The organism is Xenorhabdus anantnagensis (genome assembly GCF_028598555.1).
GTDB classification, from domain to species: domain Bacteria; phylum Pseudomonadota; class Gammaproteobacteria; order Enterobacterales; family Enterobacteriaceae; genus Xenorhabdus; species Xenorhabdus anantnagensis.
This window is the reverse complement of sequence record NZ_JAQRFN010000036.1, coordinates 1-25,272: the sequence shown is the minus strand read 5'-3', so window position 1 is coordinate 25,272 and position 25,272 is coordinate 1. Positions and strand designations below refer to the sequence as shown.

Annotated in this window: 25 protein-coding genes and 1 pseudogene; 18 read left to right on the top strand and 8 right to left on the bottom strand. The window is 43.8% G+C overall.

Going from position 1 to position 25,272, the window contains the following annotated elements:
- The first annotated feature begins 288 nt into the window (after positions 1-288).
- Positions 289-1,674 (top strand): multidrug transporter subunit MdtD, encoded by a 1,386-nt coding sequence (mdtD, locus tag PSI14_RS17995; protein WP_273577343.1) that lies wholly within the window; start codon positions 289-291, stop codon positions 1,672-1,674.
- A gap of 5 nt (positions 1,675-1,679) precedes the next feature.
- On the opposite strand, the gene rbsR is transcribed toward mdtD, so the two are convergent.
- The 6 genes from rbsR to PSI14_RS17965 form a co-directional block, all read right to left on the bottom strand.
- Positions 1,680-2,681 carry a ribose operon transcriptional repressor RbsR gene (rbsR, locus tag PSI14_RS17990; RefSeq protein WP_273577341.1) on the bottom strand — a complete coding sequence of 334 codons (1,002 nt, stop codon included), beginning with the start codon at positions 2,679-2,681 and terminating at the stop codon, positions 1,680-1,682.
- A 2-nt stretch (positions 2,682-2,683) separates the two neighbouring features.
- Complete coding sequence (gene rbsK / locus PSI14_RS17985) at positions 2,684-3,613, bottom strand: ribokinase (RefSeq protein WP_273577339.1); 930 nt, start codon at positions 3,611-3,613, stop codon at positions 2,684-2,686.
- An 81-nt stretch (positions 3,614-3,694) separates the two neighbouring features.
- A complete protein-coding gene (gene rbsB, locus PSI14_RS17980) occupies positions 3,695-4,585 on the bottom strand; it encodes a ribose ABC transporter substrate-binding protein RbsB (RefSeq protein ID WP_273577337.1) in 891 nt (296 codons plus the stop codon).
- A 24-nt stretch (positions 4,586-4,609) separates the two neighbouring features.
- Positions 4,610-5,581 (bottom strand): ribose ABC transporter permease, encoded by a 972-nt coding sequence (gene rbsC, locus PSI14_RS17975; RefSeq protein WP_273577335.1) that lies wholly within the window; start codon positions 5,579-5,581, stop codon positions 4,610-4,612.
- A 25-nt stretch (positions 5,582-5,606) separates the two neighbouring features.
- Positions 5,607-7,151, bottom strand: a complete 1,545-nt coding sequence (gene rbsA, locus PSI14_RS17970; protein WP_273577333.1) for a ribose ABC transporter ATP-binding protein RbsA — start codon at positions 7,149-7,151, stop codon at positions 5,607-5,609.
- A gap of 7 nt (positions 7,152-7,158) precedes the next feature.
- Positions 7,159-7,494 (bottom strand): RbsD/FucU domain-containing protein, encoded by a 336-nt coding sequence (locus tag PSI14_RS17965; protein ID WP_273577331.1) that lies wholly within the window; start codon positions 7,492-7,494, stop codon positions 7,159-7,161.
- Positions 7,495-7,756: 262 nt separating this feature from the next.
- Here PSI14_RS17965 and PSI14_RS20330 point away from each other — a divergent pair.
- A pseudogene (locus PSI14_RS20330) lies at positions 7,757-7,858 on the top strand (hypothetical protein); the annotation flags it as partial.
- Between the two features lie 3 nt (positions 7,859-7,861).
- On the opposite strand, the gene asnA reads toward PSI14_RS20330, so the two are convergent.
- Positions 7,862-8,854 (bottom strand): aspartate--ammonia ligase, encoded by a 993-nt coding sequence (asnA, locus tag PSI14_RS17960; RefSeq protein ID WP_273577329.1) that lies wholly within the window; start codon positions 8,852-8,854, stop codon positions 7,862-7,864.
- A gap of 165 nt (positions 8,855-9,019) precedes the next feature.
- Here asnA and asnC point away from each other — a divergent pair, with 165 nt between their 5' ends.
- The 15 genes from asnC to glmS all read left to right on the top strand — a co-directional run bounded on the left by asnC (position 9,020) and on the right by glmS (position 24,001).
- On the top strand, positions 9,020-9,481 hold the full coding sequence (asnC, locus tag PSI14_RS17955) for a transcriptional regulator AsnC (RefSeq protein ID WP_273577327.1): 462 nt from the start codon (positions 9,020-9,022) through the stop codon (positions 9,479-9,481).
- A 90-nt stretch (positions 9,482-9,571) separates the two neighbouring features.
- On the top strand, positions 9,572-10,012 hold the full coding sequence (gene mioC, locus PSI14_RS17950; RefSeq protein WP_273577347.1) for an FMN-binding protein MioC: 441 nt from the start codon (positions 9,572-9,574) through the stop codon (positions 10,010-10,012).
- A gap of 375 nt (positions 10,013-10,387) precedes the next feature.
- A complete protein-coding gene (gene mnmG / locus PSI14_RS17945; RefSeq protein ID WP_273577325.1) occupies positions 10,388-12,277 on the top strand; it encodes a tRNA uridine-5-carboxymethylaminomethyl(34) synthesis enzyme MnmG in 1,890 nt (629 codons plus the stop codon).
- 11 nt (positions 12,278-12,288) lie between these two features.
- On the top strand, positions 12,289-12,909 hold the full coding sequence (gene rsmG, locus PSI14_RS17940; protein WP_273577324.1) for a 16S rRNA (guanine(527)-N(7))-methyltransferase RsmG: 621 nt from the start codon (positions 12,289-12,291) through the stop codon (positions 12,907-12,909).
- Positions 12,910-13,519: 610 nt separating this feature from the next.
- On the top strand, positions 13,520-13,897 hold the full coding sequence (gene atpI, locus PSI14_RS17935) for a F0F1 ATP synthase subunit I (RefSeq protein WP_273577322.1): 378 nt from the start codon (positions 13,520-13,522) through the stop codon (positions 13,895-13,897).
- Positions 13,898-13,927: 30 nt separating this feature from the next.
- Positions 13,928-14,752: a F0F1 ATP synthase subunit A gene (atpB, locus tag PSI14_RS17930; RefSeq protein ID WP_273577320.1), complete on the top strand. Its 825-nt coding sequence runs from the start codon at positions 13,928-13,930 to the stop codon at positions 14,750-14,752.
- 58 nt (positions 14,753-14,810) lie between these two features.
- On the top strand, positions 14,811-15,035 hold the full coding sequence (gene atpE / locus PSI14_RS17925; RefSeq protein WP_370688885.1) for a F0F1 ATP synthase subunit C: 225 nt from the start codon (positions 14,811-14,813) through the stop codon (positions 15,033-15,035).
- Positions 15,036-15,090: 55 nt separating this feature from the next.
- The gene (atpF, locus tag PSI14_RS17920) at positions 15,091-15,561 is read left to right on the top strand and encodes a F0F1 ATP synthase subunit B (protein ID WP_086109481.1); all 471 of its coding nucleotides are present in this window, start codon (positions 15,091-15,093) and stop codon (positions 15,559-15,561) included.
- 12 nt (positions 15,562-15,573) lie between these two features.
- Positions 15,574-16,107: a F0F1 ATP synthase subunit delta gene (atpH, locus tag PSI14_RS17915; protein WP_273577317.1), complete on the top strand. Its 534-nt coding sequence runs from the start codon at positions 15,574-15,576 to the stop codon at positions 16,105-16,107.
- Between the two features lie 14 nt (positions 16,108-16,121).
- Positions 16,122-17,663: a F0F1 ATP synthase subunit alpha gene (gene atpA, locus PSI14_RS17910; RefSeq protein WP_273577315.1), complete on the top strand. Its 1,542-nt coding sequence runs from the start codon at positions 16,122-16,124 to the stop codon at positions 17,661-17,663.
- 58 nt (positions 17,664-17,721) lie between these two features.
- Entirely contained in the window at positions 17,722-18,585 is an 864-nt protein-coding gene (gene atpG, locus PSI14_RS17905; protein ID WP_273577313.1) for a F0F1 ATP synthase subunit gamma, read from the top strand.
- Between the two features lie 34 nt (positions 18,586-18,619).
- A complete protein-coding gene (gene atpD, locus PSI14_RS17900) occupies positions 18,620-20,002 on the top strand; it encodes a F0F1 ATP synthase subunit beta (protein WP_273577311.1) in 1,383 nt (460 codons plus the stop codon).
- A 21-nt stretch (positions 20,003-20,023) separates the two neighbouring features.
- Positions 20,024-20,449, top strand: coding sequence for a F0F1 ATP synthase subunit epsilon (locus PSI14_RS17895; protein WP_086109486.1), 426 nt, complete (start codon positions 20,024-20,026; stop codon positions 20,447-20,449).
- Positions 20,450-20,632: 183 nt separating this feature from the next.
- Positions 20,633-22,033, top strand: a complete 1,401-nt coding sequence (gene glmU, locus PSI14_RS17890) for a bifunctional UDP-N-acetylglucosamine diphosphorylase/glucosamine-1-phosphate N-acetyltransferase GlmU (protein WP_273577309.1) — start codon at positions 20,633-20,635, stop codon at positions 22,031-22,033.
- A gap of 138 nt (positions 22,034-22,171) precedes the next feature.
- A complete protein-coding gene (gene glmS, locus PSI14_RS17885) occupies positions 22,172-24,001 on the top strand; it encodes a glutamine--fructose-6-phosphate transaminase (isomerizing) (protein WP_273577307.1) in 1,830 nt (609 codons plus the stop codon).
- 89 nt (positions 24,002-24,090) lie between these two features.
- Here the strand turns inward: glmS and PSI14_RS17880 are convergent, their stop codons facing one another.
- On the bottom strand, positions 24,091-24,276 hold the full coding sequence (locus PSI14_RS17880; RefSeq protein WP_273577305.1) for a hypothetical protein: 186 nt from the start codon (positions 24,274-24,276) through the stop codon (positions 24,091-24,093).
- 131 nt (positions 24,277-24,407) lie between these two features.
- Between PSI14_RS17880 and PSI14_RS17875 the strand changes: the two genes are divergently transcribed.
- Positions 24,408-25,272, top strand: an 865-nt coding sequence (locus PSI14_RS17875) for a DNA methyltransferase (RefSeq protein ID WP_306309339.1), incomplete at its 3' end; no start/stop codon positions are given.

The window sequence follows — 25,272 nt, the reverse complement described above, 5'->3', positions numbered from 1 at the left end:
CGGATGTGACAATAGTTTTTTTTGATTTTTTTTCTGTTCGTGTTTTTTTTCAACAAAATCGACCATTACGCGCTTTTTTTATTCTAAAATTGACGTTTTAGACAACAATCATTAAATCCATATGGCATACAACGATTGTTAGTGCCATTGTCTATAACAGACTGTAACAACAGTCAATCGACCCTAGATGACGCGATTGATTTATTAATAGCCTAAAAATAGTTTGGGTTTAATGTATTAAAGTATTATGTATTCACTAATTATCATAAAAAATAAACGGGATATCTAATGGTTAAATCTGCACGCAATATGTCGGGGTTACCTTGGATTGCGGCCATGGCTTTTTTTATGCAGTCTTTAGACGCTACAATTCTTAACACTGCACTACCGGCAATTGCTAAAAGTCTTAATCATTCTCCACTGGCAATGCAGCCTGCTATTGTCAGTTATACCTTAACTGTAGCGATGCTAATTCCTGTAAGCGGTTGGCTCGCTGATAGATTCGGCACTCGTACTGTATTCATTTATGCTGTTTCTTTCTTTTCTTTAGGCTCGCTTGCTTGTGCACTATCGCACAATCTCCCTTCCTTAGTTATATCCAGAATTATTCAAGGCATAGGTGGAGCTATGATGATGCCTGTCGCTCGTCTGGCTTTGTTAAGAACATATCCGCGTAGCGAACTATTACCTATTCTGAACTTTGTCACCATGCCAGGATTACTGGGTCCGATTTTGGGTCCAATGTTTGGCGGGTTGTTAGTGACCTATGCAACATGGCATTGGATATTCATCATCAATATTCCCATTGGTTTATTGGGTATCATTTACGCCAAAAAGAATATGCCCAATTTAACCATGCCCAAGTGCCCTTTCGATTTTCTGGGATTCATGTTGTTTAGCATAGGATTGGTCGTGATTTCAGTCAGCTTTGATTTATTTGGGCATAACTCATTTTCTGGCTATATTCCTCTCGCTTTATTTTTTAGCGGTATCATCATGCTAGCAGGATATGTTTTCCATGCGAAAAGACATCCAAATCCTCTCATTAATCTCCAGTTGTTCCAAACACGTACATTTTCAATTGGCATCGCCAGCAATATTGCTACTCGACTAAGTACTGGATCGCTTTCATTTATTATTCCTTTGATGTTGCAGGTGGGATTTGGGTTTTCAGCGGTGATAGCAGGAATAATGATGGCACCGAACGCAATTGGTTCAATTTTAGCCAAGTCTTTTGTCACCAAGGTACTGACCCGCTTTGGATATAGAAATACGCTCATTTGGGTCACGATTATTATCGGTATAATGATTTCGCAATTTGCTCTACAGACACCGGAACTCCCTATCGCATTTTTAATAATTCCTCTTTTTATATTGGGAATGGTGATGTCCACACAGTTTACAGCGATGAATACAATCACCCTAGGTGATCTGAACGATAACAATGCCAGTGCCGGGAATAGCCTGCTAGCAGTTACTCAACAGTTATCTATCAGCTTTGGGGTAACCGTCAGTGCGGCAGCCCTGCGGTTTTATGAGTCAATGGGATATGGCTCAGCCGTGAGCCATTTTCACTATACTTTGATTACGATGGGAGTGATTACCTTGATTTCTTCTACTGTTTTCCTATTACTGAATAAAGAAGACGGCAATAACTTAATTAAGAAGAAATAAATCGATTAACGGCTGGCGACAGAACTTCTCTCGATCAATTCAGGCGTCAAAATCAGTTGTTTTGGCTCACTCTCTGGATTATCCATTCTATAAATCAAGCTATCAATCGCCAACTTACCCAATTCATCTTTTGGTTGATGGATGGTTGTCAACGGAGGGATCAAGTAAGGTGCAATTGCAATATCGTCATATCCGATAATGGAGATATCATCCGGTACAGAAAGCCCCTGTTGATACAAGGCTTGGTAGGCTCCAATCGCCATAGCATCGTTACCCGCAAATAAGGCTTCCGGTGGTTCAGATAATTGGAGTAGTTGATTCATTGATGACAATCCGCCAGCAAACTCAAAATCACTGTAGATTTCATATCCAACGGGAATCTCCAGCCCAGCTTCCTGCATCGCTTTTTGATATCCAGCCAAACGCTGGCAGGCAGGTGTCTTATCTCGTGGGCCAGTGATACAGGCAATTTTGCGAAAGCCTCGACTGATCAGATAATTGGTGGCCATTTCTCCCCCTTGCAGGGAATTATCCTTAATAATGTCATTGAAGATATCAAAAGGAGACCAATCCATGATTACCATCGGAATCAATGGATAACGGCGCAGGACATTACTGGGTGGGCGCTGAGTTTCAGAACACATGATTAACAGGCCATCAACACGCTTTTGTAGCAAGGTTTCCATACTGCGAACCATACGGGTAACGTTACCTTCGGTATTACACAGAATTAAACTGTATCCCCGTTCATAACAGTTCCTTTCGACACTTCTGACAACTTCGGAATAAAAAGAGTTATCACTGGCCGTAACCAGCATACCAATGGTTTTGGTTTGCTTGATTTTCAAGCTTCTCGCCACAGCAGACGGAGCATAATTCAACTCCTCAATCGCTGCATTGACTCTCTTTTTCACGCTCTCACTGACATAACGATTGTCATTAATCACATGAGAAACAGTTGATGTTGAGACGCCCGCCAGACGGGCAACGTCCTTCATGGTAGCCACAGTTAATCCTGTTCAGATAGAAATGCATCAATTTCATTTCGCCACGGAATCGCAGGCTGCGCTCCCTGACGTGTCACTGCAATCGCAGCCGCTGCATGAGCAAAACGGATCGCTGACAACATTTCTTTTCCTTCCAGCAATCCCGTTATCAAGGTGCCATTAAATGTATCCCCTGCAGCAATTGTATCGACCGCTTTTACTTTAAATCCGGGAACAATTTTACCTTTATTACCTTTCTCACTCAGCCATACGCCTCGGCTACCCAATGTGATAATAACCGTTTCTATGCCTTTATCATGTAAGGCCTGAGCTGCTTTTTCCGCGCCAACATCATCTTTGACAGCAATGCCAGTCAGGCACTCTGCTTCCGTTTCATTCGGTGTAATAATATCCACCAGCGAAAGCAGCTGATCTGAAATTTTCTGCGCTGGAGCTGGATTCAAGATCACTTTAGTCTGGTGTTTCTTGGCCGTTTCAGCAGCAAGTTGTACCGTTTCTAGGGGTGTTTCAAGTTGCAATAGCAGTGCATCAGCATCTTTGACCGCGTGGTCATGGCGAAGGAAATAACCCGGGGTTAAACTCCCATTCGCCCCGGCATTAATGCCAATGACATTTTCACCCTGCTGATTAACAAAAATCAGAGCAACTCCCGTTGTTTCCCCTTCAATAATTTCAATTGAGGAAGTATTAATATTATCTTTCGCCAACTGTTGGTAAATCCGTGCACCAATATCATCTCGGCCAACGCAAGCAATAAATGTAATGTCAGCACCACAACGACCAGCAGCAACAGCCTGATTTGCTCCCTTTCCCCCAAATGCAACCCTATACTGTTCTCCTTTCACTGTTTCACCTGGTTGAGGAAAAGAATCGAGATTCAATATGTGATCTACATTGATGCTACCTATCACCACCAGTTTTGCCATGTTCATTACATTTATTCCTGTTCAGCTGTTATTACTTGCTCAACAACGATGCAGCCACCCATCTCGATAGCTACATCGCAATGCTAATTATTTTTTGATAACTAATTCCAACTCAACCGGAATGGTAGCGTCAACTTTTTCACCTTTTAAAACTTTGTCTGCGGTCTGAACGCCGATGATACCAATTTGATCTGGACGCTGTGCGATCGTTGCTCCCAATTTACCGCTCTGTACAGCCTTAAGAGCATCATCAGTGCCATCGAATCCGACAACCAGCACATCTTCTTTACCAGCTGTCTGCAACGCTCGCAATGCACCAAGAGCCATTTCATCATTTTGAGCGAAAACGGCTTGCACTGACGGATGAGCTGTTAGTAGGTTTTGCATGACATTCATTCCCTTTGTGCGATCATAATCAGCGGGCTGACTAGCCAACATATTGAATTTGTGCTTTTGGGCTGCCTGACCAAAACCTTCACCACGTTCACGCGCAGCTGACGTTCCTGGAATACCTTCCAATTGAATGACCTTGACATCATTACCTAATTTTCCAGCAATAAAATCAGCTGCCATTTTGGCGCCTGAACGGCTGTCTGAGGCAATGTAGCTGATAACATTGCCCTTATACGTTGAACGGTCAAGAGTGATAACCGGAATATTCGCCTTATTTGCCATGATCACTGCATTACCAACGGCATCCGAGTCGGTTGGGTTAATTAACATCAATTTTATGCCACGAACCGTCAAATCCTGTACATTGGCCAACTCTTTTGCCGGGTTATCCTGAGAATCAAGCACAATCAGGTTATATCCCAGTTTATCAGCTTCTTTTTGTGCGCCATCTTTCATTGTGACAAAGAAGGGGTTATTCAAGGTTGAAATAACCAATGCAATGCTATCTTTCGCCAGTGCATTAGCACTCATGGTAGCGCTTAATGCTATGGCGGAGAGAATGGTTGCCAGCTTCTTCATTTTCATGTTGTTTTTTCCTGTAGGGTGAGGTTATGTACTACTTTTGTTATCAACCAATACAGCCAGTAAAATCACAACTGCCTTGACGATCATCTGGTAGTTGGAAGAAATTCCTAACAAGTTCAATCCATTATTCAAAAAGCCTAAGATCAGCGCACCAATCAACGTACCAACAATGCGTCCTTTGCCTCCTGCCAAACTGGTGCCACCCAGTACGACTGCTGCAATAGCATCCAGTTCATAACCACTTCCAGCCATGGGTTGAGCAGAAGATAATCGGGCAACTTCGATAATGCTGGCCAGTGCAGCCAACAGACCACATAGGGAATAAACGATTATTTTTATTTTATCAACATTAATACCTGATAAACGTGTTGCAGATTCATTTCCGCCTAATGCGTAAATGTAACGCCCAAGACGAGTGTGATGAAGAATGAACCAAACAACGACAAACACCAGCAACATGATCCACACAGGTGTAGGTACTCCTAATGGACGCCCAATGCCGAACCAACCAAACAGAGCCGCATTGTCACTGAACCCCATATTAATCGGACTCCCATCGGTATAAACCCGGGTCACTCCGCGCAGTAATAACATCATCACTAATGTCGCAATAAATGCCTGAACCTTGCCTTTCGCAACAATCACACCTGTACAAGCCCCAATTGCAGCTCCCAATGCCAAAGCCCCAGCAACAGCGAGTAAGGCATTGATGTCTGCTCCTACCATTGATGCAGCCACAGCTCCTGTCAGAGCCAGCAGGGAACCAACAGATAGATCAATTCCCGATGTCAGGATAACCAATGTCATTCCAACCGCCATGATAGCGTTGACAGAAGTTTGCTGGAGGATGTTGAACAAGTTATTCAATGTGAAAAAATTGGGGCTAAGGAAAGAAACCACAGCAATCAACAATAAGAGCGCAATGAGAGATTTTTGCTCCATCAACCATGTTTTCGTAAACCAACGTCGGGAAGCTGGCGCTGTACTAGAGTTCATATCCATTATCCTTGACCATTCTCTTTTAATTGCCCGTACTTTGCTTGTCGATAGATTGTGTACCAATAGGTTGTTTGCTTATATATTGTTTACCAACAGCAGCAGCCATCAATGCTTCCTGAGAAACACCTTTCGCATCGAATTCCCCGCTGATATTACCTTCATGCATGACCAAGATACGGTCACTTACTCCCACTACTTCAGGCATCTCAGAAGAAACCAAAATAATGCTCAAGCCTTCTTTTTTAAACTGGTTGATAAGCTGATAGATTTCTTTTTTCGCCCCAACATCTACGCCTCTGGTTGGTTCATCAAGGATCAATATTTTTGGCCGAGTCATTAATCCACGGGCAATCGCAACTTTCTGCTGATTACCGCCAGAAAGCAGACCGACAGCTTGTTCCATTGAGGGTGTTTTTATATTAAATAGCTTGATAAAGTCGGCAACGGATTTTTGTTCTGAGGAGTGATGCAAAAGACAAGAATTTCGGCTGAAATAGCGTAATGCAGTGAGGGACATATTCTCTTTGACCGACATTTGCAAAACTAATCCATCACGCTTACGGTCTTCAGAAATATAGACAATGCCATTGGTGAGTCCCTCCTGTGGATTGCGGATCGTCAGGGGTTTGCCATCAAGCGAGATCTTACCTCCAGTTTTTGGCAAAGCTCCGTAAATCACCTTCATCAGTTCAGTACGACCAGCGCCCATCAATCCAGAGATCCCCAGAATTTCTCCACCAAACAGGGAAAAACTGACATTATTGATCCCCGATCCAGAGAGGATTTCAACTTCCAGTCGTTTTTCACCTCTCGGTAGATCCAAACGTGGGTATTGATCCTCTAGCTTTCGCCCCACCATCATTTCGATCAATCGCTCTTCGTTCAGAGCCTTAATGGGCTGTTCACCAATAAATTGCCCATCGCGCAATACTGTCACATCATCACAAATTTCAAATAGCTCTTTCAAGCGATGAGAAATATAGACAATGCCACATCCTTGTGCTTTCAGTTCCCGTATAACATGAAATAAGGATTCAGTTTCGGTATCAGTTAGAGCGTCGGTGGGTTCATCCATAATGATGACTTTAGATTGGAAACTCAGCACCTTAGCAATTTCTACCATTTGCTGCTCACCAATGGATAATTCAGAAACAAGCCGATGGCTGCTGTAATGGATATTTAGACGCTTCAGCAAATTATCAGCTTCTTTGTACATTTTTTTCCAGTTGATGATACCCAGTTTATTAACGAACTCACGTCCCAAAAAAATGTTTTCAGCAATCGTTAATTGAGGGATGAGGTTTAACTCTTGATGAATAATGCCAATACCCGATTCCTGAGACGATTTGGAACCAGAGAAAGCCACATCTTGTCCAAGATAGCGGATCGTGCCAACATCTTTTTTATAAATACCAGTCAAGACTTTCATCATCGTGGATTTGCCGGCACCGTTTTCTCCGACTAATGCCATCACTTTCCCGGGATAAACACGTAACGCTGCCCCTGACAACGCTTTTACCCCAGGGAAAGTCTTATCAATCCCCTTTAACTCCAGTAATGGCTCCATAATATCCTCAGAAAGTTACGCCAGAGCAAAGAAGGATATTGGCATAAGGAGAACACTCTCCTGTACGAATAACCGCTTTGCTCTTCTCTGTTTTCGCTTTCAGAATGCTATGACTGACATACTTTCTTGCAATTGCATTTCCCTGTTGTATTTCGAGATCAGCAATACGCTTGATGATTTGCTCATGTAACAAATCGGGGATTCCCTGGGTTAGCGCTAAATCAATTCGCTGGGTAGACGACGGGATAGATAACCCCGCATCACTGATTGTAATCTGATCCGTGTGCCCCAAACGAGAAATAACGGCTGAAATATCAGAATGTAATAAAACGCCTTTTTTCATTTTTATAAACTCCTTAGCGAAACGTTTCGCTATCCAGCCATCATATAAATCTAAACATCAAAGACAATATAATTGATACGAAACTGTGATCATCATAGAAACGTTTAAGGAGAAGGTAAGTGAAGAAAAAAACTAACTTATTGAATAGGTTAGCTGAATCGATTTTTTTAATTCTCTCATTGAAGCTCAATAAGTTAGAACAAGAAAAAGAACAACTAATGATCGATTATGGGATATGAGTAAATTAGTGGAATTAAGCAAAATGACGATATACGGAAGACCCGGTACTATGCGGATATTTGATCATATCTGGCATTTTAATACCGGGATTACAAACCGATTACAGAGAAGATGGCTAAATTAAAACTTAGAGTACGCCCTCAACGGATTCAATGATTTCTGGTGACCAAACACCGCACTGAACCTGACCGATATGTGCCATTTGCAGCAGCAACATCACCAAACGGGATTGTCCTATGCCACCACCAATAGATTGCGGCATGTCACCTTTAATCAGTGCTTGATGCCAATCATATTGCAGACGATCTTCATCATCGGTCAGTGCAAGCTGACGTTGCAAAGTTTCTGCATCAACACGGATACCCATTGAAGAAATTTCAAAAGCATCCTGCAAAACTGGGTTCCAGACAATGATGTCACCGTTCAGGCCGAAGAAACCATCACTGTTTTGTGTCGTCCAATCGTCATAATCCGGCGCGCGTACATCATGTGCCTGATCATCAGACAATTTACCACCAATGCCCATCAGGAAAATCGCACCAAACTCTTTGGCAGCCTCACGCTCACGACCTTTAGCATCCAGATCAGGGTAACGTTTCAGAAGCTCTTCACTATGAATAAAGTGAATTTGATCTGGCAGGAACGGTGCCAGACCAAATTCCTTACTTACTGCTTGTTGTGTTTCTTTTATTGCTTCGTAGATTTTACCTACTGTCTGTTTTAAATAGTCGAGTGAACGCTGACCTTCACCCATCGTTTTCTCCCAATCCCACTGATCAACAAACACAGAATGGATAGGGGTTAAGCGATCCTCATCAGGACGCAGAGCCTTCATGTGGGTATACAATCCTTGTTCAGCCTGAAAACCAAAGCGACCTAATGTTTTGCGTTTCCATTTCGCCAGAGAATGAACCACTTCAAATGTGGCATCCGGCAAAGTTTTCACTTTCACCTGAACCGCTTTTTCATGGCCAGACAAGTTATCCTGAGTACCATCACCAAGACGGCTCAAGATAGGTCCTTGAACTTCGATTAAACTAAGTTGTTTCTCTAGCAGACGGGAAAAGTATGATTTCACAAAACTAATCTGCTGCTGTTTTTCAATGAAGGATGTTTTCATGGTTCTGATCTCAAAATTTTTAGTGGCCCTGTGTCCTGTTGGTATAGATTAAGCAACAAAATGAGGTACAAATTCAATATCTGATAATAAAAATATTGTATTAGATCTACAAACGATAATTTTTAGACTATAAAAATGAATATTATTCAAAAATAGGGATTAAAAATGGCAGAAATTTATCAGATCGATAATTTAGACCGTGACATACTTCACGCTTTAATGGAAAACGCTCGTACACCTTACGCAGAATTAGCCAAAAAATTCGCGGTAAGCCCAGGAACAATTCATGTCCGAGTAGAAAAAATGAAACAATCAGGGATCATCACAGGGACTCGGGTTGATATCAGTGCTAAACAACTGGGGTTCGATGTGTGCTGCTTTATTGGCATCATATTGAAAAGCGCAAAAGACTATCCGGCTGCATTGAAGAAACTCGATATGCTTGATGAAGTCGTTGAAGTTTATTACACCACAGGACACTACAGCATTTTCATTAAGGTCATGTGTCGATCTATCGAAGCTCTTCAGGACGTACTTATCAACAAGATACAGACTATCGACGAGATCCAGTCAACAGAAACATTGATCTCCCTGCAAAACCCGATAATAAGGACAATAAAACCGTAAAGCAGAAACCAGTTAACCACATTATCCACAGGTAGATACCAATAGATTCACAGCGTACAATAGCTACCCTTTAATTTAGCAAGGATCATGATGAGCACGATAACCTTAATCAGCGGCAGTACAATGGGTAGCGCTGAATACGTCGCAGAACATATAGCTGAGATCTTAGAAAATGACGGGTTTTCAACGGAAATGCTTCATGGTCCCTCATTGGAAGATCTTCCCCTTGAAGGATTGTGGATTGTGGTTACTTCAACGCATGGAGCTGGAGATTTACCTGATAATCTCCAGCCTCTGGCAGATGCGATCACACAACGGCAACCCGATCTAAGTAATATCACATTTGGTGCTATCGGCATTGGCAGCTCCGAATATGACACATTCTGTGGCGCAATAAGATCACTGGAACGTTTATTGGAGGATCTCGGAGCAAAACGGATCGGGGATCGATTGGAAATAGACATTCTGCAACACGAAATTCCCGAAGATCCGGCCGAAAAATGGGTTAAAGAGTGGGCGAAGTTACTCTGATCCGATTAAAAATATAACGATCAACTGTGGATAACTCATCGGAAAAGCAGGGGTTAACCCGTAGTTATCCATTTAATAACCTAGTATCATTCTAGTGGCTGTGAATAACTCGGCTTTTAGATCCCAGCTTATACTGAGTTGGATCACGGATCATTCACAGCAAATGATCCTTTACACCGTTATGATCTTTATATGGAAAATCCACTTATCCACAGAAGATCGCGATCCTAATAAAAGATCTAATAAAGAGATCTTTAAATAAAAAGATCTTCTTTTAAATAATGATGATCTCACACCTCTTGGTCTTAGGTCCAAACTTGAGTAGAATTCTCTCCTCAATGCATATGAAGCATTTTCACAATTGAAGGTTCACACATGTTTTATCCAGAGCACTTTGACGTCATCATTATCGGCGGGGGCCATGCCGGTACTGAAGCAGCGATGGCCTCCGCACGTATGGGGCGTCAAACCTTACTACTGACTCACAATATTGATACTTTGGGCCAGATGTCATGTAATCCAGCCATTGGTGGGATCGGTAAAGGGCATCTGGTAAAAGAGATCGATGCACTTGGTGGCCTAATGGCAAAAGCCACGGATCAAGCTGGCATTCAGTTTAGAACACTCAATGCCAGCAAAGGCCCAGCCGTTCGAGCAACACGGGCACAAGCGGATCGAGTACTTTACCGACAAGCAGTAAGAACAACACTGGAAAATCAACCTAACTTAATGATCTTCCAGCAGCCAGTTGAAGATCTCATTGTTGAAAATGATACCGTTACAGGTGTTGTTACTCGTATGGGATTGAAATTCAAAGCTAAATCTGTGGTTCTCACTGTAGGGACCTTCCTTGATGGAAAAATTCACATCGGATTGGAAAATTACAGTGGAGGACGAGCTGGAGATCCGCCTGCGATCTCATTGTCTCACCGTTTACGTGAATTACCTTTGCGCGTAGCTCGCCTAAAAACAGGTACACCCCCTCGCATTGATGCACGAACTATTGATTTTGGTCAGCTTGAACAACAACTGGGCGATAATCCGACACCAGTATTTTCATTCATGGGTAACATTGATCAACACCCACGGCAGATCCCATGCTACATCACACATACCAATGAAAAAACCCATGAAGTGATCCGTAACAACTTGGATCGCAGTCCAATGTATGCAGGGATCATTGAAGGCATCGGTCCTCGTTACTGTCCTTCCATTGAAGACAAAGTTATGCGTTTTGCGGATCGTAACGCTCACCAGATCTTCTTAGAACCAGAGGGACTGACCAGTAACGAAATCTATCCAAACGGCATTTCGACCAGTCTGCCATTTGATGTTCAGATGCAAATAGTTCACTCGATGAAAGGCATGGAAAATGCCCGCATCATTCGTCCTGGTTATGCGATCGAATACGATTTCTTTGATCCACGCGATTTAAAACAAACACTGGAAAGTAAATTTATCCACGGTCTGTTCTTTGCTGGTCAAATCAATGGCACTACAGGATATGAAGAAGCAGCCGCACAAGGGTTACTGGCAGGCCTCAATGCTGCACGTTATGCCAATGGTGAAGAAGGTTGGTTCCCACGCCGTGATCAGGCTTATATTGGCGTATTGGTTGATGATCTATGCACACTCGGAACTAAAGAGCCTTACCGCATGTTTACATCCCGTGCTGAATACCGCTTGATGCTGCGTGAAGATAATGCGGATCTTCGTCTGACTGAACAAGGCCGTAAACTTGGCTTGATTGATGATCTCCGTTGGGAACATTATTGCCGCAAAGTTGAAATGATCGATCAGGAGCGCCAACGTCTGCGCAATATCTGGGTTCATCCTAATTCTGACAACCTAGCGGATATCAACCAAATGTTGAAAAAACCGTTATCAAAAGAAGCCAATGCTGAAGATTTGCTGCGTCGTCCTGAGATGAATTATGAATTACTGACTTCATTACCACGTTTTTCACCCGGACTGACAGAGCCTCAAGCTGCTGATCAGGTTGAAATTCAAGTGAAGTACGAAGGCTACATTGCTCGTCAACAAGAAGAGATCGAAAAACAATTACGCAATGAAAACACGGCATTACCCGTTGATTTGGATTATCAACAAGTCAACGGGCTTTCCAATGAAGTTATTGCAAAACTGAATGATCATAAACCAAGTTCAATTGGTCAGGCTTCACGTATTTCAGGCATCACTCCAGCCGCAATTTCTATTTTGCTGGTATGGCTGAAAAAACAAGGTTTATTGCGTCGTAGCGCCTAAGGAGACAAATTTTGCTTAACAAATTGGAATCACTGCTGGCGAAAACGGATATTAAGTTAACACTGGAACAAAAACAGCAGCTTATTGCCTACGTCGACATGCTGAATAAATGGAACAAGGCTTACAATCTGACATCTGTCCGAGATCCGGAACAGATGTTGGTTCGGCATATTATGGATAGCATTGTTGTTAATCCATTCCTGCATGGAACGCGATTTATTGATGTGGGAACAGGCCCTGGCTTGCCAGGCGTCCCGCTGGCAATTGTGCGTCCAGATTCCCATTTCACTTTGTTGGATAGTTTGGGAAAACGAGTTCGCTTTTTGCGTCAGGTTCAACATGAATTAGGTTTGACCAATATTGAGCCTGTACAGAGCCGAGTTGAAGAATTTATTCCTGAGCCACCTTTTGATGGGGTGATTAGCCGTGCATTTGCTTCACTGCAAGACATGCTCTCGTGGTGTAGCCACCTTCCTCAACCACTTGAAGGACGTTTTTATGCCTTGAAAGGCATATTACCGAAAGATGAATTGACTCAATTGCCTGCGGGGATTGTGCTTGATACTGTCATTCCTCTCCAGATCACAGGATTGGATGAACAACGCCATCTGGTAATACTTAAGTCAAACTAACTTTGCTGTTTGTCAATAAAAACTCAAATAATGAGTAACGCCAACCACATTTAAAATGTAACGGGCGTTACTAATTATCTCCTTCCATAGATTCAAATTTATTTACTGATGGTTCACAGAAAACCAACGTTATTTTTATATTGGAAGAATTTTTCTTTCTAAAGATTGTTATCGATTTTCTTTATAAATAAACTTTAGGGAAAGTAAGTAAAATAAACATCTCACCTTTTTTATCGATATATCAGATAAAACTTTATAGGTGTAATATTAATTAATTGATTTTCAATAAAAAAACAAAATACTTCTAACATACATTTAATGATAAATATAATTGATGAATCTTGTTTAGTGTGATGCATATCACGTTTAGTTTTGAGGTTATATCATTAAGCATTGCAGAATATTAAATGGTATTTGTGAGCGATCTAGCACCAAAGTTAGAAATTTAAATAATAATTCACTTTTTCGCTACTTATGGATTGAATTCATTTTGGCTGCCCGTATAATTTGCACGTTTTTGTCACTTGACACTCTTAAGCAAAGCCAGTTTTATACAACATTCAGCAAAGCCTGATATGTGATGGCGTACCTCAGGGAGAAAACAAAAGTCATGTCTGTATCCCTTTACAGCGGTAGAATGGTACTGAAACTGTTACTTTTGCAGTTAATGACTTTTGTTATTCTCAGTGTGGCTTTTTGTACCAAAAGTATAGAGTGGGGCGCTTCTGCTTTTGTCGGTGGGCTGGCGTATTGGCTACCAAATGCCATTTTTATGCTGCTTGGCCGCTTCCAAAAGACAAAGGAAGAGGGCGTTCCAGTACGGATTGCATGGTTTTTAGCGATTAGCGAAGGGATTAAGGTTATCATTGCGATAACCGTGCTGATAGTCGCTTTAGGAGTGTTCAAGGCGGCATTTGCACCACTTGGTGTGGCCTATTTAGCGGTGCTGATTGTGCAGCTCATCGCACCTGCCGTAATGAACGGTTAGCGTTTTTAACAACAAAAGGGTAAAAGCATCATGTCTGCATCAGGAGAAGTTTCAACTCCGGGAGATTACATAAGTCACCATCTGAGTCACCTTCAGTTGGACTTGCGTACCTTTGAGTTGGTCGATCCTCACAAGAGTCATGAGGCGACGTTCTGGACGTTGAACATTGACTCGCTTTTTTTCTCCATCGTATTAGGGATGTTGTTTCTATTTGTATTCAGAAGAGTCGCGGTGCGTGCCACTGATGGCGTGCCGGGGAAATTCCAGACTGCAGTAGAAATGTTAATCGGTTTCGTTGATAACACTGTGCGTGATATGTATCACGGCAAGAGCAAAGTGATTGCCCCTCTGGCTTTGACTGTGTTCGTCTGGGTGTTACTAATGAACGCATTGGATTTGCTGCCAATCGATTTTATTCCTTTAATCGGTGAACACTTCTTCGGCTTGCCTGCTCTGCGTATTGTTCCAACAGCAGATGTCAGTGTCACCTTGTCGATGGCTTTGGGTGTCTTTGTCCTCATTCTGTTCTACAGCATTAAGATGAAAGGAATTCGTGGTTTTTCGAAGGAGCTGGCATTACAGCCTTTCAATCATCCATTGTTTATTCCAATTAACTTAATTCTGGAAGGGGTCAGCTTGCTGTCCAAACCTATATCACTCGGTCTGCGACTGTTTGGTAATATGTATGCTGGTGAGTTGATCTTTATTCTTATTGCGGCTCTTTTACCGTTTTGGTCACAGTGGTTACTCAGCCTGCCGTGGGCGATTTTCCACATACTGATTATTACGTTACAAGCCTTTATTTTTATGGTTCTGACGATTGTTTATCTGTCGATGGCATCTGAAGAGCATTAATTTTTATCAATCATTATGTTTTAACTAAAACAAACTGGAGATTGTCATGGAAATGCATATGGTATACATAGCTGCCGCTATTCTGATGGGTTTGGCGGCTATTGGTGCTGCGATCGGTATCGGCATACTTGGAGGTAAATTCCTCGAAGGTGCTGCTCGTCAACCTGATCTGATTCCTTTGCTGCGTACACAGTTCTTTATCGTTATGGGTCTGGTTGACGCCATCCCGATGATTGCTGTGGGTCTGGGCTTGTATATGATGTTCGCTACTGGCACTAAATAAAATAGCAGAACTGAAAATTACGCCGATTCATTAATTGAAATAGAGGTATTGTGCTGTGAATATTAACGCAACAATCCTCGGCCAGGCCATCGCGTTTGTCCTGTTTGTTTTGTTCTGCATGAAGTATGTATGGCCACCAATCATGGCGGCCATTGAAAAACGTCAGAAAGAGATTGCTGACGGTTTGGCTTCAGCAGAGCGTGCCAAAAAGAACCTGGACTTAGCGCAAGCCAATGCGTCCGACCAACTGAAAAAAGCGAAAGCTGATGCGCAAGTTATCATTGAGCTGGCTAATAAACAAAAAGCCCAAATCATTGATGACGCTAAAGCAGAAGCTGAGCTGGAACGTAACAAAATAGTAGCGCAGGCTCACGCTGAAATTGAAGCTGAACGCAAACGCGCTCGTGAAGAGTTACGTAAACAGGTTGCGATGCTGGCTATCGCAGGTGCCGAGAAAATCATCGAACGTTCCGTGGATGAAGCTGCTAACAGCGACATCGTTGATAAACTGGTCGCTGAACTGTAAGGAGGGAGGGGCATGTCTGAATTTGCTACGGTAGCTCGCCCCTACGCCAAAGCAGCTTTTGACTTTGCTGTAGAACACCAATCTCTTGAACACTGGCAAAACATGCTGGCGTTCACAGCTGAGGTCACTCGTAATGAGCAGGTTGGTGAGCTGCTTTCCGGTTCATTGGCACCGGAAACGTTAGCCAAAATCTTCATCACTATTTGTGGTGAGCAGGTTGATGCGCATGCTCAGAACTTTATTCGTGTAATGGCAGAAAATGGTCGCTTGCTGGTACTGCCGGAAGTCTTCCAGCAATTTATCCAATTGCGTGCATCACTTGAATCAACCATTGATGTTGAAGTGATTTCTGCGTCCGAACTGAATGAGCAACAGCAAGCTAAAATTTCTGCGGCGATGGAAAAACGTCTGTCACGCAAAGTGAAGCTGAATTGCAAAATTGACAAGTCTGTTATTGCTGGTGTGGTTATCCGCGCTGGTGACATGGTGATCGATGGCAGTATTCGTGGCCGTCTGGATCGTTTAACAGACGTCTTGCAGTCTTAAGGGGACTGGAGCATATGCAACTGAATTCCACCGAAATCAGCGAACTGATCAAACAGCGTATTGCTCAGTTCAATGTTGTGAGCGAAGCTCACAATGAAGGTACGATTGTTTCCGTTAACGACGGTATCATTCGTATTCACGGTTTAGCCGATGTCATGCAGGGTGAAATGATCGCTCTGCCTGGCAATCGTTACGCAATTGCACTGAACTTAGAGCGTGACTCTGTAGGTGCAGTTGTGATGGGTCCGTATGCTGACTTAGCCGAAGGCATGAAAGTCAAATGTACTGGCCGTATTTTAGAAGTACCTGTTGGTCGTGGTCTGCTGGGTCGTGTTGTTAACACGCTGGGTGAACCAATCGACGGTAAGGGCGCTCTTGAAAATGATGGCTTCTCTCCTGTTGAAGTTATTGCACCGGGCGTTATCGATCGTCAATCTGTTGACCAGCCTGTCCAGACAGGTTACAAATCCGTTGATGCCATGATCCCAATTGGCCGCGGCCAGCGTGAATTGGTAATCGGTGACCGTCAGACGGGTAAAACCGCTCTGGCTATTGATGCGATCATCAACCAGCGTAATTCTGGTATCAAATGTATCTATGTTGCGATTGGTCAGAAAGCGTCTACCATTGCTAACGTAGTTCGTAAACTGGAAGAGCACGGCGCACTGGAAAACACTATCGTTGTTGTTGCATCCGCTTCAGAATCTGCGGCACTGCAATATCTGGCACCATACTCTGGTTGCGCGATGGGTGAATACTTCCGTGATCGCGGTGAAGATGCACTGATTGTTTACGATGACCTGTCTAAACAGGCTGTAGCATACCGTCAGGTTTCTCTGTTGCTGCGTCGTCCACCTGGACGTGAAGCATTCCCTGGTGATGTTTTCTATCTGCACTCCCGTTTGCTGGAGCGTGCAGCGCGTGTTAACGCTGAATACGTTGAAAAATTCACCAATGGCGAAGTGAAAGGTAAAACAGGTTCTCTGACTGCATTGCCAATCATTGAAACTCAGGCGGGTGACGTTTCTGCGTTCGTACCAACAAACGTTATCTCCATCACTGATGGTCAGATCTTCCTTGAGTCTTCTCTGTTCAACGCAGGTATCCGTCCAGCGGTTAACCCAGGGATTTCCGTATCCCGTGTAGGTGGTGCTGCTCAGACTAAGATCATCAAGAAACTGTCTGGTGGTATTCGTACCGCTCTGGCTCAGTACCGTGAACTGGCGGCATTCTCCCAGTTTGCTTCTGATCTGGATGATGCAACCCGTAAGCAGTTGGATCATGGTCAGAAAGTAACTGAGTTGTTGAAACAGAAACAGTATCAGCCAATGTCCATTGCACAGCAGGCGCTGTCCCTGTTTGCCGCTGAGCGTGGTTATCTGGAAGATATCGAAATCGCGAAAGTGGTCAGTTTCGAAGCTGCGCTGTTGGCGTATGCTAGCCGTGAACATGCTGATCTTCTGAAAGAGATTGACCAGTCTGGTGATTACAACGGAGAGATTGAAGCTAAGCTGAAATCTCTGTTGGAATCCTTCAAGGCGACTCAGTCCTGGTAACACTATTCGGCCCAGTTTAACTAAACATGGGCCGTCTGGTTAATGAGGAGAAGCAGATATGGCCGGCGCAAAAGAGATACGCACCAAAATCGCCAGTGTGCAGAACACGCAAAAAATCACTAAAGCGATGGAAATGGTCGCCGCGTCCAAAATGCGTAAAACGCAGGATCGCATGGCGGCCAGCCGTCCTTATGCAGAAACCATTCGCAGTGTGATTGGACACCTCGCGTTAGGTAATCTGGAATACAAGCATCCCTACCTTGAAGAGCGCGAAGTAAAGCGTGTTGGGTATGTGGTTGTTTCGACTGATCGTGGTTTGTGTGGCGGTTTGAACATTAACTTGTTCAAAAAATTGCTGATAGAAATGAAAGGCTGGTCTGATAAAAACGTCCAAGTTGATTTGGCGCTTGTTGGATCGAAAGCGGTTTCTTTCTTTTCTTCTGTTGGTGGCAACATTGTTGCCCAAGTAACAGGGATGGGAGATAACCCATCATTGTCCGAACTGATCGGGCCAGTCCACGTCATGATGCAAGCATATGACGAAGGACGTCTGGATAAACTGTATATAGTGACAAACAAGTTCATGAATACAATGTCTCAGGTTCCGACGATCACTCAGTTATTGCCTCTGCCAGCCGGAGACGATGAAACACTGAAGAAGAAGTCCTGGGACTATCTGTATGAACCTGATCCTAAGGCGTTGTTGGATACCCTGCTGCGCCGCTATATAGAATCGCAAGTTTATCAGGGCGTCGTTGAAAACCTGGCTAGTGAACAGGCCGCACGAATGGTAGCGATGAAAGCCGCGACCGATAACGGTGGCAACCTGATCAAAGAGTTGCAGTTGGTTTACAACAAGGCTCGTCAGGCCAGTATCACTCAGGAACTCACCGAAATCGTTTCGGGTGCTTCTGCGGTTTAACAGCTAGGTTTACGAATTACGTAGAGGATTCAAGATGGCTACTGGAAAGATTATCCAGGTAATCGGCGCCGTAGTGGACGTCGAATTCCCTCAGGACAGCGTACCAAAAGTATACGATGCCCTTGAGGTTAAAAACGGTGAAGAAAAACTGGTGCTGGAAGTTCAGCAGCAGTTAGGTGGTGGTATCGTCCGTTGTATCGCAATGGGTACCTCCGATGGCTTGCGCCGTAATTTGGATGTGACTGATTTAGGACACCCAATCGAAGTACCTGTGGGTAAAGCAACACTGGGCCGTATCATGAACGTATTGGGCGATCCAATTGACATGAAAGGTGAGATCGGCGAAGAAGAGCGCTGGTCAATTCACCGTACAGCACCAACCTATGAAGAGCTGTCCAACTCGCAGGAACTGCTGGAAACCGGTATCAAAGTCATGGACTTGATTTGCCCATTCGCTAAGGGTGGTAAAGTAGGTCTGTTTGGTGGTGCGGGTGTAGGTAAAACCGTTAACATGATGGAGCTGATCCGTAACATCGCGATCGAGCACTCAGGTTACTCTGTATTTGCCGGTGTAGGTGAGCGTACCCGTGAAGGTAACGACTTCTATCATGAAATGACTGATTCAAACGTACTGGATAAAGTATCTCTGGTATACGGTCAGATGAATGAGCCACCAGGAAACCGTCTGCGTGTAGCATTGACTGGTTTGACTATGGCGGAGAAATTCCGTGATGAAGGCCGCGACGTTCTGCTGTTCGTTGATAACATTTACCGTTATACCCTGGCAGGGACAGAAGTATCTGCACTGTTGGGCCGTATGCCATCTGCGGTAGGTTATCAGCCAACGTTGGCGGAAGAGATGGGTGCTCTGCAAGAGCGTATCACCTCAACCCAAACTGGCTCCATCACCTCCGTACAGGCTGTTTACGTTCCTGCGGATGACTTGACTGACCCATCACCAGCGACAACCTTTGCCCACTTGGATGCAACGGTCGTATTGAGCCGTCAGATCGCATCTTTGGGGATTTATCCTGCGGTTGACCCACTGGATTCAACCAGCCGTCAGCTTGACCCACTGGTTGTTGGTCAAGAACACTATGATGTGGCTCGTGGCGTTCAGTCTATCCTGCAACGTTATCAGGAACTGAAAGACATCATCGCCATTCTGGGTATGGATGAACTGTCTGAAGACGACAAACTGGTTGTGGCACGTGCCCGTAAGATCCAGCGCTTCCTGTCTCAGCCATTCTTCGTTGCAGAAGTCTTCACTGGCTCTCCAGGTAAATTCGTTTCTCTGAAAGACACTATCCGTGGCTTCAAGGGCATCCTGAACGGTGATTATGACCATCTGCCAGAGCAGGCGTTCTACATGGTTGGTACCATCGACGAAGCTGTGGAAAAAGCGAAGAAGCTTTAATACGGCTGACGGGAGGTTGATATGGCTGCAATGACGTTCTCCCTGAACGTAGTCAGTGCTGAAAAACAGCTGTTTGAAGGACTGGTACAGAAAATTCAGGTGACAGGTAGTGAAGGTGAGTTGGGGATCTATCCTCAACACACACCACTGCTGACTGCCATAAAACCGGGCATGATACGTATTGTTAAGCAGTTTGGTGAAGAAGAGTTTATCTACCTGTCAGGTGGAATTCTTGAAGTTCAGCCAAACGGCGTTATCGTACTGTCTGATACAGCGATCCGTGGTAAGGATTTGGACGAAGCTAAAGTGCTTGAAGCCAAGCGCAAGGCAGAAGAACACATCCGTAATTCTCACGGCGATGTTGATTATGCTCAGGCATCTGCTGAATTGTCGAAAGCGATCGCGAAACTTCGCGTTATCGAGATGACAAAAAAGATGATGTTATAATTATCCGATAGATTTCGAATTGCATCCAAATGAGTTGCAACTCGAAAAATGCAGGATATAGGCAGTTAGATAGAAAGCCAGTTGGTGAAAGCTAACTGGCTTTTTTGCATTGCGAAATATGTGGCAATTTATTTCGCAAACAGGTTTACTTTCATACTTAAAATTGGAATTGTCAGGTTTCTTATGTCTATTATTGCAAATAGTATCAATGCAAATAGTGTCAGTGAAAAAAGTGTTGTGATCCTTGCTGCTGGCAAGGGAACTCGCATGTATTCCGCTCTTCCTAAAGTTCTGCACTTGCTGGCCGGGAAACCCATGGTTCAGCATGTTATTGACACCGCAATGGAATTGGGTACCCAAAATGTTCATCTGGTTTATGGGCATGGCGGTGATCTGATGAAACAAGTACTTTCCAACCAGAATCTGAACTGGGTATTGCAAGCTGAACAGCTAGGTACGGGTCATGCCATGCAGCAAGCTGCCCCGCATTTTTCGGATGATGAAGATATTCTGATTCTTTACGGTGATGTGCCTTTGATTGCCAAAGACACCTTAGAGCGTTTGATTGAGACTAAACCAGAGGGTGGAATTGGTTTATTAACTGCAATTCTGGATAATCCAACGGGCTATGGTCGCATCATTCGTGAAAATGGTGAAGTGACGGGCATTATCGAACAAAAAGATGCAACAGAAGAACAGCGTAAAATCAATGAAATCAACACCGGTATTTTGGTGGCGAATGGCGGTGATTTAAAAAGTTGGTTATCCAAGTTGGAAAACAACAACGCCCAAGGCGAATATTATCTGACCGATATTATTGCGCTTGCACACAAAGAAGGCCGTCAAATCAAGGCAGTACACCCAAGCCGTTTAAGTGAGATGGAAGGGGTTAACAATCGCCTTCAACTTTCCGCTCTGGAGCGTATTTACCAAACAGAACAAGCTGAAAAATTACTACTGGCAGGCGTCATGTTATTAGATCCGGCTCGTTTTGATTTGCGCGGAACATTAGAACATGGACGCGATGTGGTGATTGATACCAATGTCACTATCAAGGGCCATGTCACACTGGGGAATAATGTTGAGATTGGCTCAGGTTGTATCCTGAAAAATTGCGTAATTGGTGATGGTGCCGTCATTAGCCCTTACACTGTCATTGAAGATTCTGAAATTGCTGCTGAGTGTACGATTGGGCCTTTTGCTCGTTTACGCCCTGGTTCCAAATTGGCGGAAAAAGCTCACATTGGCAATTTCGTTGAAATGAAAAAATCTTCCCTTGGCAAAGGTTCCAAAGCGGGCCACCTGACTTATCTTGGTGATTCTGAAATTGGTAATAATGTGAATATTGGTGCCGGAACCATTACCTGCAACTATGATGGCGCCAACAAGTTTAAAACCATCATTGGTGATGATGTATTTGTTGGTTCTGATACCCAGCTTGTTGCACCAATTACAGTAGCGAACGGGGCAACGATTGGCGCTGGCACTACCGTAACAAAAAACGTTGCTGAGAACGAGCTGGTTATCAGCCGCGTAAAACAAACTCATATTAAAAACTGGCAACGTCCAGTAAAGAAAAAATAAATAAGATATACCCATAAAAAAATCCCCATCTCTACAAAGCTCGGGGACGGCAAAGCCGGAACGCGATTTGCCGTAAGACAATCAGGTTGTGCGACATAAAAAGGGCGTTGATTAGCCCTGTTTTTAGGAATAAAACCCATGTGTGGAATTGTTGGTGCAGTAGCACAACGAGATATTGCAGAAATACTGCTCGAAGGTCTTCGTCGCCTGGAGTACCGTGGTTATGACTCTGCGGGTATGGCTGTCGTTGACAGTGAAAACCGCATGACCCGCCTGCGTGAAGTGGGTAAAGTGCAGATGCTGGCTGATGAAGCCGACAAACAGCCAGTCATTGGCGGAACGGGGATTGCCCATACTCGTTGGGCGACTCACGGTGAACCAAACGAACGCAATGCCCATCCGCATGTTTCTGAACATATTGCGGTTGTACATAACGGAATTATTGAAAACCACGAAGAACTGCGCGAAGAATTAAAAGCGCGTGGTTACACCTTCTCTTCTGATACAGATACTGAAACCATTGCCCACCTTGTTCACTGGGAACAGCAACAAGGCGGATCACTGCTGGAAGTTATTCAGCGTGTTATTCCACAATTGCGTGGCGCTTATGGCACCGTAATTATGGATAGCCGTCAACCTGATGTGTTGGTAGCAGCGCGTTCTGGCAGCCCATTGGTGATTGGCTTGGGTATGGGGGAAAACTTCCTTGCATCTGACCAATTAGCGTTACTGCCGGTGACCCGTCGTTTTATCTATCTGGAAGAAGGTGACATCGCAGAAATCACTCGCCGTACTGTTCGCATCTTTGATGTACAGGGCGAGGCGGTTGAGCGCGAGCAAATTGAATCCAACGTTCAGTACGACGCAGGTGACAAAGGTGTATATCGTCACTACATGCAGAAAGAGATTTACGAACAACCAATGGCGATCAAGAGCACGTTGGAAGGGCGTTTAAGCAATGGTCAGGTAAATCTGTCAGAACTGGGCGCTAATGCTGCGGAATTACTGTCTCAAGTTGAGCATATCCAAATTGTTGCCTGCGGTACTTCCTATAATGCGGGCATGGTTTCGCGCTACTGGTTCGAATCGTTGGCAGGCATTCCATGTGATGTTGAAATCGCCTCTGAATTCCGTTACCGCAAGCCAGCATGCCGTAAAGGAAGCCTGTTAATTACCCTGTCCCAGTCGGGTGAAACGGCGGATACCTTGGCCGCACTGCGTTTATCCAAAGAATTGGGCTACCTGACTTCGTTGACCATCTGTAACGTGGCAGGTTCTTCGCTGGTACGCGAATCAGAATTTGCCCTGATGACCAAAGCCGGGGCAGAAATCGGCGTGGCATCCACTAAAGCCTTTACTACCCAGCTTACTGTACTGTTAATGCTGGTGGCTTACATGGGACGCCTGAAAGATGGTAATGCAGAATTGGAGCAAGACATCGTTCATGCCCTGCATGCCCTGCCAAGCCGCATTGAAAGCATGTTGTCGAAAGACAAGCTGATTGAATCACTGGCAGAAGACTTCTCCGAAAAACACCATGCCCTGTTCCTTGGCCGTGGCGATCAATACCCGATCGCGGTTGAAGGTGCGCTGAAACTAAAAGAGATCTCTTACATTCATGCAGAAGCCTACGCGGCGGGTGAATTGAAACATGGCCCTCTGGCATTGATCGACGCGGATATGCCAGTGATCATCGTTGCACCGAACAACGAACTGCTGGAAAAACTGAAATCCAACATCGAAGAAGTTCGCGCCCGCGGCGGTTTGCTGTATGTCTTCGCTGATCAGGATGCAGGCTTCACCAATAGCGAAAACATGAAGATCATCTCCCTGCCACATGTAGAAGAGTTGATCGCCCCGATCTTCTATACCGTGCCACTGCAATTGCTGTCTTACCACGTTGCTTTGATCAAAGGCACAGATGTGGATCAACCACGCAACTTGGCGAAATCGGTGACGGTGGAGTAATGGTGTTGTAGTACGCCATTAATATAGGCATATAGCAAAGCTAAATGTTTTTAAAATCCGGTTATGCGTAAGCTGACCGGATTTTTTTATTAGTGCGTCCAAATACTGTGTGAAGCGGTGATATTATCTATATTCCACTCCGAACAAGGGAGTTCCAGTAAACGAGCCACATCTGCAATCCGTTGTTGATGAATAATCACTTTTTGAACGGCTTCAAGCTTAAATTCACAACATATTGGCGTTTCGATGATTTCATTCTGATACTTCATTTTCATGTTAATCAGGGATTCTTTACTACACTTAAACAGCAAATTGCTGCGATTAAGGCAATTATTTAACAGTTTAGCGAAGAATATTAACCTCGAGCATGAGTTTTGCTCAGTTGGCAATGAATGGAATGCCCCTGATGACAATTGAAAAAATCACCCTGGACTACCCAGAATCCAAAAGTACGAATATCACTCAAGAAAATATCGATCAACTTAAACAGCTTTTTCCTGAGGTATTTTCTGAAGGAAAAATCGACTTTGATGCTTTAAAGGCTGTGCTTGGTGAAGTCGTTGATGATTCAGATGAGCGCTATAACTTCACTTGGCATGGTAAAACCCGCGCGCGTCAAATTGCCCAGACTCCATCAACAGGCACGCTACGCCCTTGTAAAGAAGAAAGTGTGAATTGGGATACCACAGGGAACCTTTTTATTGAAGGTGATAATCTTGAAGTACTTAAAATATTACAAAAGTCTTACCATAAAAAGGTAAAAATGATCTATATCGATCCACCATATAATACTGGTATCGATTTTGTTTATAAAGATAATTATCATGATAATATGAGAAACTATTTAGAGGTAACTGGGCAAATTAATATCAATGGTCAATTGAATTCAACTAATAGAGAAACCTCTGGTAGGTATCATTCAAGCTGGCTGAATATGATATTTTCACGGCTGCTTGTCGCTAAAAATTTACTTCATCCAGAAGGAATAATATATATATCTATAGATGATAATGAAGTCTTTAATTTAGTTAAGGTTTGTGAGGAAATATTTGGATACGATGTCGTTAAAATCATTGCGGTTAAAATGAGTGAAGCCAGTGGCCTAAAAATGGCTAGTGTCAAAAAACTAGGAACTATTCCAAAATTAAAAGAATATATTATTGCTATAAAACCTAGTGGTATCAATAATATTGAATTTACACTAATAAAGAAACCTATGTGGGACTCGGAGTATAATATATACTTGGATAATTTTAGTAGGGAGAATAGAG

Bases quoted from the DNA above. Each gene is read 5' to 3' on its own strand.
- atpA (WP_273577315.1), top strand. From the start codon at position 16,122: ATGCAACTGAATTCCACCGAAATCAGCGAACTGATCAAACAGCGTATT.
- rbsB (WP_273577337.1), bottom strand. From the start codon at position 4,585: ATGAAAATGAAGAAGCTGGCAACCATTCTCTCCGCCATAGCATTAAGC.
- PSI14_RS17965 (WP_273577331.1), bottom strand. From the start codon at position 7,494: ATGAAAAAAGGCGTTTTATTACATTCTGATATTTCAGCCGTTATTTCT.
- mdtD (WP_273577343.1), top strand. From the start codon at position 289: ATGGTTAAATCTGCACGCAATATGTCGGGGTTACCTTGGATTGCGGCC.
- rbsC (WP_273577335.1), bottom strand. From the start codon at position 5,581: ATGAACTCTAGTACAGCGCCAGCTTCCCGACGTTGGTTTACGAAAACA.
- atpD (WP_273577311.1), top strand. From the start codon at position 18,620: ATGGCTACTGGAAAGATTATCCAGGTAATCGGCGCCGTAGTGGACGTC.
- mioC (WP_273577347.1), top strand. From the start codon at position 9,572: ATGAGCACGATAACCTTAATCAGCGGCAGTACAATGGGTAGCGCTGAA.
- asnC (WP_273577327.1), top strand. From the start codon at position 9,020: ATGGCAGAAATTTATCAGATCGATAATTTAGACCGTGACATACTTCAC.
- atpE (WP_370688885.1), top strand. From the start codon at position 14,811: ATGGTATACATAGCTGCCGCTATTCTGATGGGTTTGGCGGCTATTGGT.
- atpH (WP_273577317.1), top strand. From the start codon at position 15,574: ATGTCTGAATTTGCTACGGTAGCTCGCCCCTACGCCAAAGCAGCTTTT.
- mnmG (WP_273577325.1), top strand. From the start codon at position 10,388: ATGTTTTATCCAGAGCACTTTGACGTCATCATTATCGGCGGGGGCCAT.
- atpI (WP_273577322.1), top strand. From the start codon at position 13,520: ATGTCTGTATCCCTTTACAGCGGTAGAATGGTACTGAAACTGTTACTT.
- atpB (WP_273577320.1), top strand. From the start codon at position 13,928: ATGTCTGCATCAGGAGAAGTTTCAACTCCGGGAGATTACATAAGTCAC.
- glmU (WP_273577309.1), top strand. From the start codon at position 20,633: ATGTCTATTATTGCAAATAGTATCAATGCAAATAGTGTCAGTGAAAAA.
- rbsA (WP_273577333.1), bottom strand. From the start codon at position 7,151: ATGGAGCCATTACTGGAGTTAAAGGGGATTGATAAGACTTTCCCTGGG.
- PSI14_RS17880 (WP_273577305.1), bottom strand. From the start codon at position 24,276: ATGAAAATGAAGTATCAGAATGAAATCATCGAAACGCCAATATGTTGT.
- glmS (WP_273577307.1), top strand. From the start codon at position 22,172: ATGTGTGGAATTGTTGGTGCAGTAGCACAACGAGATATTGCAGAAATA.
- atpG (WP_273577313.1), top strand. From the start codon at position 17,722: ATGGCCGGCGCAAAAGAGATACGCACCAAAATCGCCAGTGTGCAGAAC.
- PSI14_RS17895 (WP_086109486.1), top strand. From the start codon at position 20,024: ATGGCTGCAATGACGTTCTCCCTGAACGTAGTCAGTGCTGAAAAACAG.
- asnA (WP_273577329.1), bottom strand. From the start codon at position 8,854: ATGAAAACATCCTTCATTGAAAAACAGCAGCAGATTAGTTTTGTGAAA.
- rbsK (WP_273577339.1), bottom strand. From the start codon at position 3,613: ATGAACATGGCAAAACTGGTGGTGATAGGTAGCATCAATGTAGATCAC.